The organism is Bradyrhizobium sp. USDA 3315 (assembly GCF_054056795.1).
The window spans coordinates 2,048,652-2,067,341 of record NZ_JBSRYP010000001.1 but is presented as its reverse complement, the minus strand read 5'-3'; the positions used below and the strand labels follow the sequence as shown (position 1 = coordinate 2,067,341).

The 18,690-nt window shown below is 64.7% G+C and carries 19 protein-coding genes and 1 tRNA gene; 10 read left to right on the top strand and 10 right to left on the bottom strand.

Annotated features, from left to right (window positions below; all coding sequences use genetic code 11):
• Positions 1-76 precede the first annotated feature (76 nt).
• Positions 77-1,456, bottom strand: coding sequence for an MFS transporter (locus ACVIYL_RS09560; protein WP_310883104.1), 1,380 nt, complete (start codon positions 1,454-1,456; stop codon positions 77-79).
• 126 nt (positions 1,457-1,582) lie between these two features.
• On the opposite strand from ACVIYL_RS09560, the gene ggt reads away from it, so the two are divergent.
• A complete protein-coding gene (gene ggt, locus ACVIYL_RS09555) occupies positions 1,583-3,328 on the top strand; it encodes a gamma-glutamyltransferase (protein WP_456778376.1) in 1,746 nt (581 codons plus the stop codon).
• A gap of 27 nt (positions 3,329-3,355) precedes the next feature.
• Here ggt and ACVIYL_RS09550 read toward each other — a convergent pair whose 3' ends face one another.
• Positions 3,356-4,438, bottom strand: coding sequence for an IS630 family transposase (locus tag ACVIYL_RS09550; protein WP_253604297.1), 1,083 nt, complete (start codon positions 4,436-4,438; stop codon positions 3,356-3,358).
• 402 nt (positions 4,439-4,840) lie between these two features.
• Here ACVIYL_RS09550 and ACVIYL_RS09545 point away from each other — a divergent pair, with 402 nt between their 5' ends.
• Together ACVIYL_RS09545 and ACVIYL_RS09540 are read left to right on the top strand one after the other, a co-directional pair.
• Positions 4,841-6,139: an MFS transporter gene (locus tag ACVIYL_RS09545; RefSeq protein WP_456778375.1), complete on the top strand. Its 1,299-nt coding sequence runs from the start codon at positions 4,841-4,843 to the stop codon at positions 6,137-6,139.
• A 204-nt stretch (positions 6,140-6,343) separates the two neighbouring features.
• A complete protein-coding gene (locus ACVIYL_RS09540; RefSeq protein ID WP_076833615.1) occupies positions 6,344-7,219 on the top strand; it encodes an SDR family oxidoreductase in 876 nt (291 codons plus the stop codon).
• 1 nt (position 7,220) lies between these two features.
• Here ACVIYL_RS09540 and ACVIYL_RS09535 read toward each other — a convergent pair whose 3' ends face one another.
• On the bottom strand, positions 7,221-7,556 hold the full coding sequence (locus ACVIYL_RS09535; RefSeq protein WP_456778374.1) for a GIY-YIG nuclease family protein: 336 nt from the start codon (positions 7,554-7,556) through the stop codon (positions 7,221-7,223).
• Between the two features lie 103 nt (positions 7,557-7,659).
• On the opposite strand from ACVIYL_RS09535, the gene ACVIYL_RS09530 reads away from it, so the two are divergent.
• Positions 7,660-8,088 carry a DUF1330 domain-containing protein gene (locus ACVIYL_RS09530; protein ID WP_456778373.1) on the top strand — a complete coding sequence of 143 codons (429 nt, stop codon included), beginning with the start codon at positions 7,660-7,662 and terminating at the stop codon, positions 8,086-8,088.
• Between the two features lie 8 nt (positions 8,089-8,096).
• Here the strand turns inward: ACVIYL_RS09530 and ACVIYL_RS09525 are convergent, their stop codons facing one another.
• Positions 8,097-8,762, bottom strand: a complete 666-nt coding sequence (locus ACVIYL_RS09525) for a glutathione S-transferase family protein (protein WP_076833619.1) — start codon at positions 8,760-8,762, stop codon at positions 8,097-8,099.
• Positions 8,763-8,893: 131 nt separating this feature from the next.
• Between ACVIYL_RS09525 and ACVIYL_RS09520 the strand changes: the two genes are divergently transcribed.
• The 4 genes from ACVIYL_RS09520 (at position 8,894) to panE (ending at position 12,693) form a co-directional block, all read left to right on the top strand.
• Complete coding sequence (locus ACVIYL_RS09520; RefSeq protein ID WP_057021341.1) at positions 8,894-9,478, top strand: DUF2239 family protein; 585 nt, start codon at positions 8,894-8,896, stop codon at positions 9,476-9,478.
• A 117-nt stretch (positions 9,479-9,595) separates the two neighbouring features.
• Entirely contained in the window at positions 9,596-10,945 is a 1,350-nt protein-coding gene (locus ACVIYL_RS09515; RefSeq protein ID WP_456778372.1) for an MATE family efflux transporter, read from the top strand.
• 110 nt (positions 10,946-11,055) lie between these two features.
• Positions 11,056-11,661: a DsbA family protein gene (locus ACVIYL_RS09510; protein ID WP_456778371.1), complete on the top strand. Its 606-nt coding sequence runs from the start codon at positions 11,056-11,058 to the stop codon at positions 11,659-11,661.
• A gap of 111 nt (positions 11,662-11,772) precedes the next feature.
• On the top strand, positions 11,773-12,693 hold the full coding sequence (gene panE / locus ACVIYL_RS09505; RefSeq protein ID WP_456778370.1) for a 2-dehydropantoate 2-reductase: 921 nt from the start codon (positions 11,773-11,775) through the stop codon (positions 12,691-12,693).
• A gap of 106 nt (positions 12,694-12,799) precedes the next feature.
• Here panE and ACVIYL_RS09500 read toward each other — a convergent pair whose 3' ends face one another.
• From ACVIYL_RS09500 to ACVIYL_RS09475, 6 genes are all read right to left on the bottom strand, one after another.
• Positions 12,800-13,390, bottom strand: coding sequence for a c-type cytochrome (locus ACVIYL_RS09500; RefSeq protein ID WP_456778369.1), 591 nt, complete (start codon positions 13,388-13,390; stop codon positions 12,800-12,802).
• A gap of 194 nt (positions 13,391-13,584) precedes the next feature.
• Positions 13,585-14,862: a PQQ-dependent sugar dehydrogenase gene (locus tag ACVIYL_RS09495; RefSeq protein WP_456778368.1), complete on the bottom strand. Its 1,278-nt coding sequence runs from the start codon at positions 14,860-14,862 to the stop codon at positions 13,585-13,587.
• A gap of 268 nt (positions 14,863-15,130) precedes the next feature.
• Complete coding sequence (locus tag ACVIYL_RS09490) at positions 15,131-15,643, bottom strand: DUF2865 domain-containing protein (RefSeq protein WP_456778367.1); 513 nt, start codon at positions 15,641-15,643, stop codon at positions 15,131-15,133.
• Positions 15,618-15,860, bottom strand: a complete 243-nt coding sequence (locus ACVIYL_RS09485; protein ID WP_456778366.1) for a hypothetical protein — start codon at positions 15,858-15,860, stop codon at positions 15,618-15,620. Before ACVIYL_RS09485 ends, ACVIYL_RS09490 begins: the two co-directional genes overlap by 26 nt.
• 204 nt (positions 15,861-16,064) lie before the next feature.
• Positions 16,065-16,139 (bottom strand) — tRNA-Gly (locus tag ACVIYL_RS09480).
• 160 nt (positions 16,140-16,299) lie between these two features.
• Positions 16,300-16,791, bottom strand: a complete 492-nt coding sequence (locus ACVIYL_RS09475) for an SRPBCC family protein (RefSeq protein WP_456778365.1) — start codon at positions 16,789-16,791, stop codon at positions 16,300-16,302.
• A 222-nt stretch (positions 16,792-17,013) separates the two neighbouring features.
• Between ACVIYL_RS09475 and trxA the strand changes: the two genes are divergently transcribed.
• Positions 17,014-17,934 carry a thioredoxin gene (gene trxA / locus ACVIYL_RS09470; protein ID WP_069279107.1) on the top strand — a complete coding sequence of 307 codons (921 nt, stop codon included), beginning with the start codon at positions 17,014-17,016 and terminating at the stop codon, positions 17,932-17,934.
• 30 nt (positions 17,935-17,964) lie between these two features.
• Entirely contained in the window at positions 17,965-18,639 is a 675-nt protein-coding gene (locus tag ACVIYL_RS09465) for an LON peptidase substrate-binding domain-containing protein (RefSeq protein ID WP_456778364.1), read from the top strand.
• Positions 18,640-18,690: the final 51 nt, after the last annotated feature.

Below are 18,690 nucleotides of genomic sequence, written 5' to 3'. Positions count from 1 at the left end.
GGACAACTAGCCCCAGCGCGCCTTCGATGGATCACGCGGTATGGGTCCCGGCCTGCGCCGGGACGACGGCGGTAGTTTACTCCCGGACCTTCGCCAGTAGCGCCAGTCCCGCCACGAAGAACGCCACCAGCACCGCCATGCCGGCCTTTTGGCTCGCGGTCGCCGCGGTGATCGCGCCGATCAGGAGCGGGCCGATGAACGACGTCACCTTGCCGGTGAGCGCGAACAAGCCGAAATACTGCGCAATGCGATCCTTCGGCGCGAGGCGGATCAGGAGCGAGCGCGAGGCGGCCTGCAGTGGCGCACCGGTGGCGCCGATCAGGCAGCCCAGCACGATGTAGGCGCGCTCGGCGGCGCCCGCGAACAACGCACCGCCAGGCACCGGCGGCGCGACCTGGATGAACAGGACGGAATCCTTGTTCACGGTGAGGATCACGACGATCGCAAACAGCAGGATCAGCAAGCTGGCGGTGATCACGCGCTTCGGTCCGAATGCATCATCGAGCTTGCCACCGATCCAGCCGCCGAACGTGCCGGCCACCGCGAGGATGATGCCGAAGGTACCGATCCGGATCGTGTCCCAGCCGAACGTGCCGGCGGCATAGATGCCGCCGAACGCAAACAGCGAGACCAGCCCGTCGGTGTAGATCATGTTCGCCAGCAGGAAGCGCGCCAGTGACTTCTGCTTCGGCAGGCTCGACAACGATTGCCTGAGCTCGCGCAGGCCTTCGCCGAGCGCCGCGCGCATCGGGCGCTTCGCCGGATAGTCCGGCGTGAACAGGAACATCGGCGTCACGAAGATGATGAACCAAAGCCCGGTCAGCGGCCCGGTGATGCGGTCGCCTTCATGCATGGCGGGATCGAGACCGAACAGCGGCGTGAAGCCGAACAGCGTCTTGCCGGTCTCGGCATTGGCGGCAAGGAAGCCGAGCACGAGAACAAGACTCAGGATGCCCCCGACATAGCCGGTGGCCCAGCCGGTGCCTGACAGTCGCCCGATCCGGTCCGGCGGCACCAGGGTCGGCATCATCGCATTGTTGAACACGGTCGCGAACTCGACGCCGACGCTCGCAATCGCATAGGCGAGCAGCAGCGCCGGGATGATGTCGGGATTGCCGGGCTTGCCGATCCACATCGCGCTGGCGCCGATCACGAGCAGCGCGCCGAAGCCCGCGATCCACGGCTTGCGCCGGCCGCTGGCATCGGCGATCGCACCTAGCACCGGGGACAGCAGCGCGATCGCAAGTCCGGCCGCCGCGGTGGCAAAGCCCCACAGCGCCTGGCCGCTCGCGGCATCAGGCGCGACGAAGCTCGCGAAATAAGGCGCGAACACAAAGGTCGTGATCAGCGTAAAATATGGCTGCGCAGCCCAATCGAAGAAGATCCAGCTGATGACGGCGGCGCGGCCAGGATAAACCTTGGTGGTGGCCTTCGCGTCACCGGCGCCCGTCTGCATTGTTGCCGTCATCGCGAAAGATATTCCCCAACTCGAACCACAGGCAGGCTTTTGCCGCTCCAATCCGCTCCCATATAGCATGGGCCGGTTTGACTGATACGGCGATGAACAGGGCAGGACATTTCGATGGCGCTGACGGCAACGATGTCGCGACGGCTGTTTGCCGCTCTCCTGGTGATTGGTATCGCGACGCCTGCCCTCGGCCAGGTCCAGCGCCGCTTCTATGAACCTTTAGCCGCGGACACGATTCGCAGCATTCACGCCGAAAACGGCATGGTGGTGGCGCAGGAGAAGCTGGCTGCGCAAGTTGGCGCCGACATCCTGCGACAGGGCGGCAACGCGGTCGACGCCGCGGTCGCCACCGGCTTCGCGATGGCGGTGACCTATCCGCGCGCCGGCAATATCGGCGGCGGCGGTTTCATGGTGATCCATCTCGCCGGGCGCAATGAGGATGTCGCGGTCGACTATCGCGAGACTGCGCCGCAGGCCGCTACCCGAGACATGTTCCTGAACGCCGACGGCAAGCCCGATCCCGACAAGTCGCGCAACTCCGCGCTCGCGATCGGCGTGCCCGGCACGGTCGCGGGCCTTTCGCTGGCGCTGGAGAAATACGGCTCCGGCAAGTTCACGCTGGCGCAGATCCTCAAGCCGGCGATCGATCTCGCGCGCGACGGCTTCATCGTCACCGACGACACATCGGACACGCTGAACGACATGTATCGCCGCATGTCACGCTGGCCGAATTCGGCCAGGACGTTCTCGCACGCCGACGGCACGCCGCTGCGCGAGGGCGACCGCCTGATCCAGGGCGATCTCGCCGGCGTATTGGCTGATATTGCCGAACAGGGCCCGCGCGGCTTCTACCAGGGCGCCGTCGCCGAGAAGCTCGTCAGCGGCATCAAGAATGCCGGCGGCATCTTCACGCTCGAGGATCTGAAATCCTACCAGCCGGTGATCCGCACGCCGATCCGCGGCAGCTATCGCGGCTACGACATCGTCTCGATGCCGCAGCCCTCCTCCGGCGGCGTCGTGCTGCTGGAGATCCTCAACATCCTCGAAGGCTTTCCGATGTCCGACATGAAGCAGGGCTCGGCCGCCTCGCTGCATGTGATGATCGAGGCGATGAAACGAGCTTATGCCGATCGCGCGCGCTATCTCGGCGATCCCGCCTTCGTCGACGCGCCGACGCAATTGCTGATCGACAAGGACTATGCCGCCAAACAGCGCGCGACCATCGATCTTGCCCGCGCCACGCCCTGGACCGATGTGCGCAACGCCAAGCAACCGCACGAGGGCGACAACACCACGCATTATTCGGTCGTCGACGCCGGCGGCAACGCCGTCAGCAACACCTACACGCTGAACTTCCCCTACGGCGTCGGCCTCGTCGCCGACGGCACCGGCGTGCTGCTCAACAACGAGCTCGACGATTTCACCGCAGCGCCCGGCGCCTCCAACGCCTTCGGCCTGGTCGGCTTCGAGGCCAATCTGCCGGGACCCGGCAAGCGTCCGCTGTCGTCGATGTCGCCGACCATCGTGCTGAAGGACGGCAAGCCGGTGCTGGTGACGGGCTCGCCCGGCGGCAGCCGCATCATCTCCGCCGTGACGCAGATCATCGTCGACGTGATCGACTACAAGATGGACATCGCGGCCGCGGTCGCCGCGCCCCGCATGCACCATCAATGGCTGCCCGACGAAGTCCGGATCGAGCGCGGTTTTCCCGACGCGGTGCTGGGCGATCTGCGCGCCAAGGGCCACAAACTGGTCGAGCCGCTCGGCTACTCCTCCGCGAACTCGATCCTCGTCACGACCAGCGGTCTGCTCGGCGCGCCGGATCCGCGCACGCGTGGCTCGGAGGCCGCGGGATACTAGTGTCCTGAACCAAAAGTTCATGGCATTTTATGCCTTGGCGGGCAGATTGTAAGCGCAGAAGCGTTCGATTGAGCCGAGAATGTCGTCAGCTGATTTGGTCCATCGGAACGGCATTGGGTCAGCGTTGTGATGGTCGATGAAGGAGGCAATCTCGGCCCGTAGCGCCGCCACACTGCGATAGATGCCGCGCCTAATCTTACGCTCGGTGATGAGTGCAAAGAAGCGTTCGACCTGATTGAGCCAGGATGAACTGGTTGGCGTCAGGTGGACGTGCCAGCGCGGCCTCTTTGCCAGCCAGTTGCGGATCAACGGCGTCTTGTGGGTTGCGTAATTGTCCATGACGAGGTGGACGTCCAGATCGTCTGGAACCGCAGCTTCGATCTCATCGAGAAACTTGCGGAACTCTTTGGCACGATGGCGTCCATAGCATTTGCCAATGACCCGGCCGGTTGCGACGTCGAGGGCGGCAAACAGCGAGGTGACGCCATGGCGTTTGTAGTCGTGACTACGGCGCGCCGGCTGGCCTGGTCGCATGGGCAGCATGGGCTGGCTGCGATCCAGCGCCTGGATTTGCGACTTCTCATCGACACACAGTACGATGGCGCGCTCGGGCGGAGCTACGTAAAGGCCGACGATGTCGCGAACCTTGGCGACAAAGTCGGGGTCGGTTGAGAGCTTGAAGGTCTCCAACCGATGCGGCTGCAAGCCGAAAGCGCGCCATATACGCTGTACTGTTGAGACTGACAGCCCGCTGGCCCGCGCCATGCTGCGCGAACTCCAGTGGGTGGCCCCGGGAGGCTGGGTCTCAAGGGTGCGAACGATCACCGCCTCGATCCGGGCATCCTCAATCGTGCGTGGCGTCCCCGATCGCGGCTCGTCCCAAAGACCTTCAAGCCGATGCTCGGAGAACCGCCGCCGCCATTTGCCGACCGTGTCGGGATCGACAGCCAAACGGGCCGCCACGACCTTGCTCTGCTCGCCCTCAGCACAGGCCAGGACGATCCGAGCCCGCAGCGCCAACGCCTGAGCAGTGCTTCGACGCGACGCCAACGATGTCAACTCAGCACGTTCCACCTCATCAAGCTCCAGCGGAGCAAAGCGCCGACCCATCGCCAATCCTCCCCAAATCAGGAGAGTCCGCTATCATCGAGTCGATTTGGAGTCCGCCGAACTTTTGATTCAGGACACTAGAACGTGATGGGATCCGGTTGAGCTGGAGCGGCGGTGCAGGCTCACCTCTCCCTTGGGAGCGGTCGGTGCATAGCGCCGGGTGAGGGGTTCCGCTCTCTCGTTGGAGCTGCAGTCCCTCACCCGATTTGTTGCGCAAATCACCTCTCCCCGCCGGGGAGCGGTGAGCGTGCGCGGGGCCAATTCGATTCAATCTTCATCTCGTTCTAAGAGCCTTGCAAACGCGGCTTTGCCCCGCCTGCAACATCGCGATAGATTGGCGGTCCGCGCACCTCCGGCCGCGGATCGCAAACAGCCGGTGAAAGATTTCTCCGGGGAACGCGCATGAGCACGGCCGAATCCAAGTCAATGGAAGTCGCAGAGATCGAGGACACCAGCCTCCTCGCCTTCTATCGCGACATGAACCTGCAGGAGCGGCGCACGTTCTGGGCCTGCGCGTCGGGCTGGACGCTCGACGGCATGGATTTCATGATCTATCCGCTGGTGATCGGCACCATCATCACGCTCTGGAAAGTTGACCCCGGCACCGCCGGCCTCGCGGGCACGGTGACGCTGCTGGCCTCGGCCGTCGGCGGCTGGCTCGGCGGCTATCTGTCCGACCGGATCGGGCGGGTGAAGACGCTGCAGCTCACCATCATCTGGTTCTCGTTCTTCTCGCTGGTCTGCGCATTGGTGCAGAATTTCGATCAGCTCCTGATCGCCCGCGCGCTGCTCGGGCTCGGCTTCGGCGGCGAATGGGCGGCCGGCGCCGTGCTGATCGGCGAAGCGATCCGCCCGCAATACCGCGGACGCGCGGTCGGCTCGGTGCAGTCGGGCTGGGCGGTCGGCTGGGGCCTTGCGGTGCTGGCGCAGGCGATCCTGTTCTCGGTGCTGCCGGCGGAGAACGCCTGGCGCTGGATGTTCGTGATCGGCGCGCTGCCGGCGCTGCTCGTGTTCTATCTGCGCCGCTACGTCACCGAGCCGGAAATCTCCGCCGCGACCATGGCGCAGGCGCAGGCCTCTGGCAGCGGCCCTGCCGCGTTGTGGGAGATCTTCCACGGACCGATCCTGAAGACCACGCTGCTGGCCTCCCTGGTCGGCACCGGCATGCAGGGCGGCTATTACGCCATCACCTTCTGGGTACCGCGCTTCCTCACCACCGAGCGCAAGCTCTCGGTGGTCGGCTCGACCGGCTATCTCGCGACGCTGATCATCGGCTCCTTCATCGGCTATCTGGTCGGCGCCTGGCTCGCCGACCGGATCGGTCGGCGCAATCTGTTCCTGATCTTCTCGATCGGCGCCATCGCGGTCGTGCTGCTCTACACCCAGCTGCCGCTGTCCAACGAGGTGCTGTGGGTGCTGGGCTTCCCGCTCGGCTTCTTTGCCTCGGGCTATTTCTCCGGCATGGGCGCATTCCTGACCGAGCTGTATCCGACCCGGTTGCGCGGCTCCGGCCAGGGCTTTTGCTACAATTTCGGCCGCGGCATCGGCGCGCTGTTCCCGTTCCTGGTCGGCGCGCTGTCGACCACGACCACGCTCGCCAACGCGATCGCGATCTTCGCGGTGGCGGCCTACGGCGTGTTCTTCCTCGCCGCCTACGCGCTGCCGGAAACGCGTGGGCGTGTGCTGCATGCGGATGGCTGAGATTGAGTAACGATCGTCGGACTTGCGCCGCTTCGCCTCTCCCCTTGTGGGAGAGGCCGGATTGCATCGAAGATGCGATCCGGGTGGGGGGTTGCGGTCTCTCCATGCAGTATGCCGTGTGGAGAGATACCCCTCACCCCCAACCCTCTCCCACAGGGGGAGAGGGAGCCTGACATGGTGCGTCCCTAACTGGAGGTCCCTACCATGACGTCGCTCAAAGGCAAGACGCTGTTCATCTCGGGCGCGAGCCGCGGCATCGGGCTGGCGATTGCGCTGCGCGCCGCGCGTGACGGCGCAAATGTCGCGATCGCGGCGAAGACCGCCGAGCCACATCCGAAGCTGAAGGGCACGATCTACACCGCCGCCGACGAGGTCCGCGCCGCCGGCGGCAAGGCGCTGCCGGTGCTCTGCGACATCAGGGACGAGGCGCAGGTGATGGCGGCGATCGAGCAGACCGTCGCCGAGTTCGGCGGCATCGACGTTTGCGTCAACAATGCCAGCGCCATCAGCCTGACCAATTCGCAGGCGACCGACATGAAGCGGTTCGACCTGATGATGGGGATTAACACCCGCGGCACCTTCATGGTGTCGAAATACTGCATCCCGCACCTGAAGAAGGCGGAGAATCCGCACATCCTGATGCTGTCGCCGCCGCTCGACATGAAGACGAAATGGTTCGAGCACTCGACCGCCTATACGATGGCGAAGTTCGGCATGAGCATGTGCGTGCTCGGGCTCGCGGGCGAATTGAAATCGGCCGGCATTGCCGTCAACGCGCTGTGGCCGCGCACCACGATCGCGACCGCCGCGGTCGGCAACCTGCTCGGCGGCGACGCCATGATGCGCGCGAGCCGCACGCCCGAAATCATGGGCGATGCGGCCTACGCGATCATCACCCGGCCGTCGCGCGAATTCACCGGGCATTTCTGCATCGACGACAAGGTGCTCTATGCCAATGGCGTCCGCGACTTCGAGCGCTACCGCGTCGATCCCTCGGTGCCGCTGATGTCGGACTTCTTCGTGCCCGACGACGACGTGCCGCCGCCCGGCGTCACCGTGCAGCCGCTACCGTCACACTAGGCTACACCGCGAACGCATTCAGCTCCGCGCGCCAATGCTGCACGCGCTCCTTCAGCAGCGTGTCGCGCACATAGGTGAGCTCCTCGTCCTCGATCCGCTCCAGCGTTTCGAGTGAGAGGTTGTCCGCGCCGTGGGCCGTCCAGGCGCGCTGCAGCTCCGCGTTGCGATGACTGCCCATCCGCAGCGTGAACCAGATGCGGTTCTCGATCTTGTCGAGGTCGAGCGCCTGCCCGACCCAGACCTCACCGGTCGCGCGGCAGCGGATCGCGAATACGCCGGCAACGCTCGCGCGCTTCTTGTAGTCGGCGATGGCTTGCTTGCGGTCCTCGGTCTTCATGGTGGCTCCTGTCATCCCGTCGGGCTATTTATATCCGGGTATTATTGACAAGGCAATTATGTCCGGGTAAAAAGTGCCGTCAACCTTCGATGGGACAACCGACATGGACACCGCCGCCTGCTATCTCGAGCCGACCTGGAACGCCGGCCGCGACTTTGCCCAGCGCGAGATCGCGGGCGAGCTGGTGATGCTCAATTTGCTGCGCTTCCGCGCGATCGCCGACTATTCGCAAAGCCCGGAGCTCGCCCCGCCGCAGCCGATCGCGGGAGCTGCGGCCTACGACCGCTATGTCGCGCACACGCTCCCGCATCTGCGCAAGAGCGGCGGCGACATCCTGTTCATGGGTGAAGGCGGCCCGTTCCTGATCGGGCCCGAGGGCGAGCGCTGGGACCGCGCGATGCTGATCCGGCAGAAGAGCCGTGGCGCGTTCCTCGCCTTCGCGGTGGCGGAGGCCTACCTCGCCGGCATCGGACACCGCACCGCGGCGCTGGCGGATTCGCGGCTGCTGCCGCTGGTCGAGCTGCCGCGATGAGCGCGAATTTACCGGCCGACCTGATACGGCCCGCCCTTCTCCAGCGCCCGCGCATAGGCCGGGCGGGCGTGAATGCGCTCCAGGAACGCGACACACTTGGGATGGCCGTCCTCGAGCCCGCCGCGCGCCGCGGCGGCCTCGAGCGGAAAGCTCATCTGGATGTCGGCGCCGGAAAACTCGCTGCCGGCGAACCATTCGCTCTTGCCGAGCTCGCCTTCCCAATAGGCCATGTGCTGCTTGAGCTGCGGATTGACCAGCGTGGACAGCGCCGTGTTGGATACCTTGCGCACCAAGGGCCGCAGCAGCGCCGGCGCGCGCTTCGGCATCAGCGTGAACAGGAGCTTCAGCAGCAGCGGCGTCATCGCCGAACCCTCGGCGTAGTGCAGCCAATAGGTGTAGCGCAGCCGCTCCGGCGTATCGGCCGGCGGGATGAGGCGCCCGTTGCCGTAGGTCGCGATGATGTATTCGAGGATCGCGCCGGATTCCGCGATCGTGTGGCCGTTGTCGGTGACGACGGGCGACTTGCCGAGCGGATGGATCGCGCGCAGCTCCTTCGGCGCCCGCATGTCGGGCTGCCGCTGGTAGCGCACGATCTCGTAGGGCACACCCAATTCCTCGAGCAGCCACAGTACGCGCTGCGAGCGGGAATTGTTGAGGTGATGAACCGTCAGCATGGGCATCCTCTGAAAGATCAGCGCAATCGGGCGACGTTTGGTGCCAGCGGGAAACCAGAAAGTCGAGATCCACGCGCCGCGATTGCCAAGAATTATCCGGCCAGTATGTCGCGCAATCTGAGAGGTCTACCATGAATCCTGCCTATGTCGCGTTCGAAGGCGAGCACCGCATCGGGGCCGGCGACCTCCCGGAGGTTGCGCGCGCCGCCAAGCAACACCTCGACCAGCGCAAGGACGCCGCGATCCTGGTGTTCAACGGCCGCACCTCGGCGCTGGTCGATATCGATTTCCGCGGCTCGGTCGACGATGTGCTGGCGCGGCTGCCGCAGCCCGCACCTGCGCGCGACGAGGAGCCGACGCCGACCGCGCCGCGCGGCCCGGGACGTCCGAAGCTTGGCGTCGTCGCGCGCGAGATCACGCTGTTGCCACGGCATTGGGACTGGCTCGCGCAGCAGAAGGGCGGTGCATCGGTTGCGATCCGCAAGCTGGTCGACGAGGCGCGCCGCGCGAGCGGCGACAAGGATCGCACGCGCAGCGCGCAGGACGCCGCCTATCGCTTCATGACTGTCATGGCCGGCAACCGGCCGAACTATGAAGATGCGATCCGCGCGCTGTTCGCCCACGACCGGCGCCGCTTTGCGACGCTGATCGCGGACTGGCCGGCCGACATCCGCGATCACGCGATCCGGCTCGCCTATAGCGATCAAGCGGACTGACTGGTTTCGAGTGACATGGATGGCGGCCCGGCCTGCCGGCGATTCGGTTCTGATCGAACTGAACCGCAGCCCCTGGTCCGCCGCCGTCCCTGACGTCGCAATTTTTGGAAGTTGAACGTGTCCAACCCTCCCTCCCTGCGCAAAGCCTTCCTCGCCTTCCTCGCGCCGATGCTGCTCAGCAACGTGCTGCAGTCGCTGTTCGGCACCATCAACGGCGTCTATCTCGGCCAGATGATCGGCGTCGACGCGCTCGCCGCCGTCTCGGTGTTCTTTCCGGTGATGTTCTTCTTCATTTCCTTCGTGATCGGCCTGAGCGCCGGTGCCTCGGTCATGATCGGCCAGGCCTGGGGCGCCGGCGAGCCCGACCGGGTGAAAGCGGTCGCCGGCACCACCATGACCGTGACACTGCTGCTCGCGCTAGCGATCGCGGTCCTCGGCGGCCTGTTCGCCCGCCCGCTCTTGATCGCGCTCGCGACGCCATCCGACGTCCTCGACGCTGCCGTGGCTTATGCGCGGATCATGATGATCACGATGCCCATAACCTTCGCATTCCTGCTGCTGACGGCGATGATGCGCGGCGTCGGCGACACCGTGACGCCGCTAGTCGCGCTGACGGTCTCGACCGCCATCGGCCTGGTGGTGACGCCGGCGCTGATCCGCGGCTGGCTCGGCCTGCCGATGCTCGGCGTCGCCAGCGCTGCGGTTGCCTCCGCGGTCTCGGGCGTGGTCACGCTGCTGTGGCTGCATGTCCATATGCTGCGGCACCGCCATGCACTGGCCTTCGACGCCGCGTTTCTGCGCGCGATGCGGCCGAACGGCGCGCTGCTGCGCATCGTGCTGCGGCTCGGCATTCCGACCGCGATCGGCATGGTGGTGGTCTCGCTTGCCGAGCTGGTGCTGCTCGGCCTCGTCAACGGCTTCGGCTCGGACGCCACCGCGGCCTATGGCGCGGTCAACCAGGTGATCGGCTATGTGCAGTTTCCGGCGATCTCGATCGCGATATCGGTGTCGATCTTCGGCGCGCAGGCGATCGGCCGCGGCGATTCCGCCCGGGTCGGCGCCATCGTCCGGACCGGGATCGAGATGAATCTCGCGCTGACCGGCGGGCTGGTCGTGCTCGGCTATCTCTTCGCGCGGCCGCTGATGGGCTTCTTCATCGTCGACAATGCCGTGCTCGGGCTGGCGCAGCAGCTGTTGTACATCGTGCTGTGGAGCATGGTGCTGTTCGGCATGGCGACGGTGTTTTCGGGCGCGATGCGCGCCGGCGGCACGGTGTGGATGCCGCTGTTGCTCTCGACGCTGGCGATCGCGGTGGTCGAGGTGCCGGTCGCGATCCTGCTCAGCCGCTCCATCGGTGTCAGCGGCATCTGGATCGCCTATCCCGTCACCTTCGCAACCATGTTCGTGCTGCAGATGGCCTATTACGCCCTGGTATGGCGCAAGCAGACCATCAAGCGGCTGATTTGACATCGCGCGCCGCGGCTCACATGATGACTATCATATTCTACTGATGGCGCCTGTGACAGCAGGTCCATGCTAAACAAGCCCAAACGAGACAGGCCGAGGGAGAGACCGCCGTGAGCCAAAATCCGCAATTCCTGTTCGATTTCGGCAGCCCCAACGCTTTCCTCAGCCATGAAGCGATCCCGGCGATCGAAAAACGCACCGGCGTCAAGTTCGAATATGTCCCGATCCTGCTCGGCGGCATCTTCAAGGCCACCAACAACAAGTCGCCGGCCGAGACGCTGGCGGGCGTCAGGAACAAGCCGGAGTTTCAGAAGATCGAGACGGAACGCTTTCTCAAGCGCTTCAACGTCAAGCCCTACACCTGGAACCCGTTTTTCCCGGTCAATACGCTGAACCTGATGCGCGCCGCGGTCGCCGCCCGGTTTGAGGGCGTGTTCGAGAAGTATATCGAGGCCGCCTTCCACCACATGTGGGTCGAGCCCAAGAAGATGGACGATCCTGAGGTCGCCGGTAAAGCCATCGCCTCCTCCGGCCTTGACGCCGCGAAACTGTTCGCCCGCGCACAGGACGCGGATGTGAAGGCCAAGCTGATCGAATATACCTCATCCGCCGTCGAGCGCGGCGCGTTCGGCTCGCCGACCTTTTTCGTCGGCAACGAGATCTTCTTCGGCAAGGAGCAGCTGCGCGAAGTCGAGGAAATGGTATCGGGAAAGTGAGATGAGCGAATGGCCAATAGCGAGTAGCGAATAGTCGAACAGTATCCTTATCTATTCGCTACTCCCTATTCGCTCGCCTCCTCGGGCAACAACAAAGAAGGACAAATTCCCATGCGCGTTCTCGTGGTCGGCGCCGGTGCGATCGGCGGTTATTTCGGTGGCCGGCTGCTTCAGGCCGGCCGCGACGTCACTTTCCTGGTGCGCCCCCGCCGCGCTTCCGAGCTCGCCTCCGCCGGGCTCGTGATCAAGAGCCCGAACGGCGATGTCACCCTGAACAACCCGCCGACCGTGCAGGCCGACAAGCTGTCGGACAAGTTCGACGTCGTGCTGTTGAGCTGCAAGGCGTTCGATCTCGAGGGTGCGATCAAGTCCTTTGCGCCCGCCGTCGGCAACAAGACCGCGATCATCCCGCTGCTCAACGGCATGCTGCATCTCGATGCGCTCGACAAGACGTTCGGCGCTCAGCATGTGCTCGGGGGTCTGTGCGCGATCGCGGCGACGCTGAACGAGAAACGCGAGGTGGTGCAGCTGCAGCCGATGCAGTCGCTCGGCTTCGGCGAGCGCGCCGGCGGCCTGTCGGACCGGGTGCGCGCGATCGCTGAAACTTTCTCGGCGATCAACGGCGCCAACGCCAGCGAGCATGTGATGCAGGACATGTGGGAGAAGTGGGTGTTCCTGGCCTCGCTCGCCGCCTCCACCAGCCTGATGCGGACCTCGGTCGGCAACATCCTGGCCGCGCCCGGCGGCAAGGATTTCCTGCTCGGCATCCTCGACGAATGCAGCGCGATCGCCGCCGACGCTGGCCATGGCCCGGGCGGCCCGTTCTTCCAGCGCACCCGCGGGCTCCTGACCACCGAGGGCTCGCCGATGACCGCATCGATGTTCCGCGACATCAAGGCGGGGCTGCCGGTCGAGGCCGATCACGTGATCGGCGACCTGATCGTGCGCGCCGACGCCGCCAAGATCCCGGTGCCGAAGCTGCGCACGGCCTACACGCATCTCAAGGCGTATGAGAAGCAGCGGGCTGGGTGATCTTGTAGCCCGGATGGAGCGGAACGAAATCCGGGAATCATCTCGCGGCAGATAGAGCGCCCCGGATTGCGCTGCGCTCCATCCGGGCTACGCACATTTTTCGTACCTACAAATGCGCCAGATAATGCGCGAGCGCGGTGATCTCTTCGTCGCTCAGCGGATAGGCAACATCGGCCATCGCGGCCTGGGCGCCGCCGGAGCGCTGGCCCGACTTGTAATCGTGCAGCGCCTTGACGAGATATTCCTCGCGCTGGCCGGCGATGCGGGCCACCGCCTTGGTGCCGGCAAACGTATCGCCATGGCATGAGGCGCAGCGGCGGCCGGCGGCGGCCTGCTTGCCCTTTTCGGACAAGTCCGGATTGTCGTCCTTGCCGCCCTTGAACGGCGTCAGCGACGCGAAATAAGCGCCGAGATTTCGGATGTCGTCGTTGTTGAGCTGCTCGACGATCGGCTGCATCTGCTCGTTCTTGCGCGCGCCGGCGCGGAAGAACACCAGCTGCCATTGAACGTACTGGTCGAGCTGGCCGGCGAGCGAGGGAATGTTCTCGGTCTGCGAGATGCCGTTGTCGCCGTGACAAGCGGCGCAGAGTTCGGCCTTCGCCTTGCCGGCGGCGACATCGGCGGCGTTGGCGGCGTTGGCGGACGACGCAACTGCGATCACCGCCGCGAACAGGATTGCAAAGAACGCAACACGCATTGCCAGTTTTCTCCACGGGTCATTGCCGGGCTTGGCCCGGCAATCCATCTGGCTTGCAGAAGGGTTTTTGTTTGGATGGATGCCCGGATCAAGTCCGGGCATGACGAATCTGTTCCGTCGTTGGGCTTGCCGAACCACGTAAACGGGGCTGCGGGTGCCTGATCGGCCACCGCAGCCCCGCATTGTTTCAACCGTTACTTCTTGCTGTAGCTGATGCGATAGATCGCACCGGCCCAGTCGTCGGCGACGAGGATCGAGCCATCCTTGTCGAGCAGGATGTCGGCGGGACGGCCGAGATAGCCCTGGTCACCCTGGATCCAGCCGTCGGCGAAGATCTCCTGCTTGGCGTTCTTGCCGTCAGGGCTCGCGGTGATCTTCACGATGCGGCCGCCCTGGTACTTATGCCGGTTCCAGGAGCCGTGCTCGGCGATCAGGATGCTGTTCTTGTACTCGGCCGGGAATTGGCTGCCGGTATAGAACTTCATGCCGAGCGGCGCGACGTGCGCACCGAGATTGTAGACCGGCGGAGTGAACTCCGAGCACTTGTGACCCATCGCGAACTTGGTGTCCGGCAGGTTGCCCTGGTGGCAATAGGGATAGCCGAAGTGCTCGCCGATCTTCGAGATCATGTTGAGCTTGTCGCTCGGCAGATCGTCGCTGATCCAGTCGCGGGCATTCTCGGTGAACCAGTACTTGCCGGTGCGCGGATCGACGTCGCCGCCGACCGAGTTACGCACGCCGAGCGCCCAGATTTCCGCGTTGCCGGTCTTCGGATCGACGCGGCGGATCTGCGACACCGAGGTCGGCGGAATGCCGATGTTGAAGGGCGGTCCGAACGGAATGTAGAACCAGCCTTCCTTGTCGACGGCGATGTATTTCCAGCCATGCGCCGCGTAGGACGGCATGTCGTCATACACCACCTTGCCGCTGCCGAGATTGTCGAGATTGGCTTCGGCGTTGTCGTACTTGATCAGCTTGTCGACCGCGATGACGTAGAGCGCGCCGTCGCGGAAGGCGAGGCCGGTCGGCATGTTGAGGCCCTTGAGGATGGTCTTGACCTCTTTCTTGCCGTTGTTGTCCTTGATCGCGTAGACGTTGCCGAGCCCGAACGAGCCGACGAACAGCGTGCCCTTGTCGCCCCAGGCCATCTGCCGCGCCGCGAGCACGTTCGAGGCATAGACCTCGATCTTGAAGCCCGGCGGCAGCTTGATCTTCTTCATCATCGCCGCGAGCTCGGAATCGGACGCGCCGGTCGGCGGACCGGACGGCGGGGCAAGGCCCTTCTGCGCTTCGGTCTCGTCGCCGAGGAACCAGTCATCCGGCGGATGGGTCCAGAATTCCTTGGTGCCCGATTCGTACTTCTTCAGCGCACGATTCTTGTCTGTCTGTTGCTGCGCACTGGCGAAGGTCGTCCCCGCCAGCAGCGCGATCGCCGCGAACGCAGTTATTGATCGATTGAAAGCGGATTTCATCGCGTCACTCCCCTACGCAAGCCGTTGCAGCTTGCCTGTTATTGATTTTGAACGCCCTGAGAGATGATGGTGGCGGTCTGTGAGGTAGGTCAGACGGCAAAATGGTAGCACATCCATCGAGGCTGAAAAGCGCGTGGAGCTGTGTGCGCTGCGTCAAAACTAGTTGAGACGATATTTGAGACGAAATTTTCCTGAGCAGTCTGCCTGATAACAAGGCATTCTGCACCGCAGCGTGATATTCGAATGAAGCTAACGCTCGTGATCGCCTCTATCGCGACGACAGGCGCGCCAGACCGAGCGCCTGCGCCTTGGCCTTCGACAGCGGCCTGAACAACACGCTGCGCCGCTGCCCGCTCGTGATCGCCGCGATCTTGAAGCCGTCATCGGCGGCGATGATGTCGCCGGTCCGAAGCGTCATGTCGTCCTCGATCGCAATCGGCGACAGGCCGGTGGACGCGCCGGCGCTGCAGGAGCATTGCGGCACCATCTCGCGCTGGAAGCGGAATGCATTGGCGAGCGCCTTGTAGGTCTCGCCCGCTTCGGTTCTGGCGCTGTCGATATCGGAGCCGGAGTACAGCTTCACCTCGGCAGCGGGACAGGCCGCCTCGCATGCCTTGACGTCCGCCGTCTCGCTGACGCGCGGCAACGGAAAGAAGCGGCCGTCGCAGGTCCTGACGCAGAAATTTTGCTGGCCGCCCCGGTGCGACCGCGCCGTGATGTAGACCCGAGCTCGCGGCCGTTCGGCCGGCTCGAAGTCAGGCGCCGGCCCAAAGCCAGGCATGGGAGAGAAGCTGGGCGCCGGGGCATACGCCGAGTCGCTCGGCAATTGCTGCGCTGATGCGCCCGAACATGTCCAGACGCCGACGAGCACGACCAGCGCAGCGACGTTTGCGCGAGCCAAGCGGCGATTTAACCCGGGAGCCGGCTTCCAACAGATCGACATCGTTCACGCGCTTGCCGCCCGGCAAAACCGGCGGCAACCATTCCAACACCAACACAACCACAGATTTCTGTCAGTTTTGAGAATGCAACGTTTGCCGGTTAACAAAAGCCGGAAACCGCCACGGCGGGCCGCGGCAGCTTGACCTCGCGATCGCGGCCTGGAGATGCGACCTTGGGCCGGACAGCAAAAAGCCCGCGCCAGTGGGCTGGCCTCATCAGCGGGCCTTCATCAGACTGTCAGCTCGGTCAGCGAGAAGTTTTGGAGCGGGCGAAGGGGCTCGAACCCTCGACCCCGACCTTGGCAAGGTCGTGCTCTACCACTGAGCTACACCCGCATCCGAAATGGCGGCGATCGCTCGCCGGCAACGGCAGACCTATGCCAAAAGCTGTCTGTGAATGCAACACAAGAGCGCGGTCCGAACCTCACGAAATCGCACGGTTTCTCTAAAAATTGACCCCGAATCGGCCGAAACCGGCTGCGCCGCCGATTTCTTTTTAGATTTCCGCCGGAACCGGCCTCAGGGCCATCTCGTCCCGGAGCGATTCGAGCCAGGTCGCGAACCAGCCGGCCAGCGTCTGCGCCAGCTCGACGCGGCGGGTCGGGTCGCAATCGAACACGGCCCACCATTCGATAAAGGCCCGGTCGCCGTCGATCACCGGGGTTACCCGCAGGGTCGCACTGAAATCCGTCACCGGCAGGGTCGGGGTGTCGACGAATTCGTAGGTCTGGAAGCGCTCGACGTCGGACTGCGCGAGCAGCCGCTGCCGGATCCGCCGCCCCCGGTACAGCACATTGCGCACGGCCCCGACGGTATTGCCGGATTTGCCGTCCTCGATCTCGCTCGCCCCCGCGCCCTGGACCCAGACCGGGTAATTGTTGAAATCGCGTATGATTTTCCAGACCTCGCCGGCCGGCTGTTCGAACACCGTGCTGTAATAGGCCTTTGCCACGGGCGCTCCCCTGCTGTCATGAAGGATCGCCATCATCGGCCGTTCCGCGGCACCAACCCACCCGATCTCCGATGGAACGGGACAGGCGGCCAAGCGATTGAATTTTGCCGGCTGACTGCCATTTACGGAGCATGATCCCGGAAACCGGTTCCCACTTTTCCGGGATCATGCTCTAGCTGACAGAACGGCTGAACGTGCCGTTCCGGGCGTGCTAGAACGCCCACCGGATTTCCGACCTCAGAAGCAGGCGAGGACAACGTGACGATAATGGAGCAGGGCGGCCCCACGCCCGAGGCAGCGCCCGATCTGATCAAGGAGACGACGACCCAGACCTTCGTCAAGGACGTCATCGAGGAATCGCGCCGTCAGCCGGTCATGATCGACTTCTGGGCGCCGTGGTGCGGTCCCTGCCGCCAGCTCACGCCGATCCTGGAAAAGGCGGTTCGCAACGCCAAGGGCCGGGTCAAGCTGGTCAAGATGAACATCGACGAGCATCCGCAGATCCCCGGCCAGATGGGCATCCAGTCGATCCCGGCCGTGATCGCCTTCGTGAACGGACAGCCCGCCGATGGCTTCATGGGCGCGGTGCCCGAGAGCCAGGTCAACGCCTTCATCGAGAAGATCACCAAGGGCGTGCCGGCCGCCGGCGAGCCCAATCTCACCGAGATCCTGGCCGAGGCCGACGCCGTGCTTGCCGAGGGCGACGCCGCCCAGGCCGCGCAGATCTATGCCGAGGTGCTGGCGCACGACGCCACCAACATCGCGGCGCTCGCCGGCCTCGCCAAGTGCTACGTCACGTCGGGTGCGATGGAGCAGGCCAAGCAGACGCTGGCGATGGTTCCGGAATCCAAGCGCAACGACGCCGCGGTGAAGGCGGTGCAGGCGGCGATCGATCTCGCCGAACAGGCGGAAGCGGTCGGCCCGGTCGCGGAGCTGGAACAGAAAGTCGCCGCAAACCCACTCGATCATCAGGCCCGATTCGATCTCGCCACCGCGCTCAATGCGATGGGCAAGCGCACGGAAGCGACCGAGCAATTGCTCGCCATCGTCAGGCGTGACCGCAAGTGGAACGACGACGGCGCGCGCAAGCAGCTGGTGCAGTTCTTCGAGGCGTGGGGCGGCACCGATGAGGCAACCGTCGAGGGGCGCAAGCGGTTGTCGACCATCCTGTTCTCGTAAAGCACGCCCGTCACAGCAGCGGGACCGCAGATGCCGATCAATGCCGAATATCGCGGACCCGGCGAGCTCCCGGAGGTGATTCCGGTGTTCCCGCTGCCCGGCGCGTTGCTGCTGCCGCGTGGCCAGATGCCGCTCAACATCTTCGAGCCGCGATATCTCGCGATGATCGACGACTCGTTGCGCGACGGCCATCGCCTGATCGGCATGATCCAGCCCGACGTGGCGCATTCGCAGAACGAGGCAAAGCCGGCCCTGTTCCGGATCGGCTGCGTCGGCCGCATCACCCAGCTCGCCGAATCCGGCGACGGCCGCTACATCCTCGAACTGACCGGCATCGCGCGCTTCAAGGTGGTCGAGGAGCTCACCGTGCAGACGCCGTACCGGCAGTGCAAGGTCGACTTCTTCTCCTTCGTCGGCGACTTCACGGCGCGCAAGGGCGAGGAGGCCGTCGACCGCAAGGCGCTGCTCGAAGTGCTGGCCGATTTCCTGGAAGCCAACAATCTGAAGGTCGACTGGGAAGGTATCGAGTCCGCGCCCAACGAGGCGCTGGTCAATGCGCTGGCGATGATGTCGCCCTATGGTCCCGCCGAGAAGCAGGCGATGCTCGAGGCGCCGGACCTGAAGACCCGCGCCGAGATCCTGATCGCGGTCACCGAGATGGACCTCGCCAAGAAGCGCACCTCGGGCGACCCGCCGGTGCAGTAAGGCGCTTCGAGTGAAGCGGCTACCGGCTCGCGTGAAGAAAACGCGTCAGAC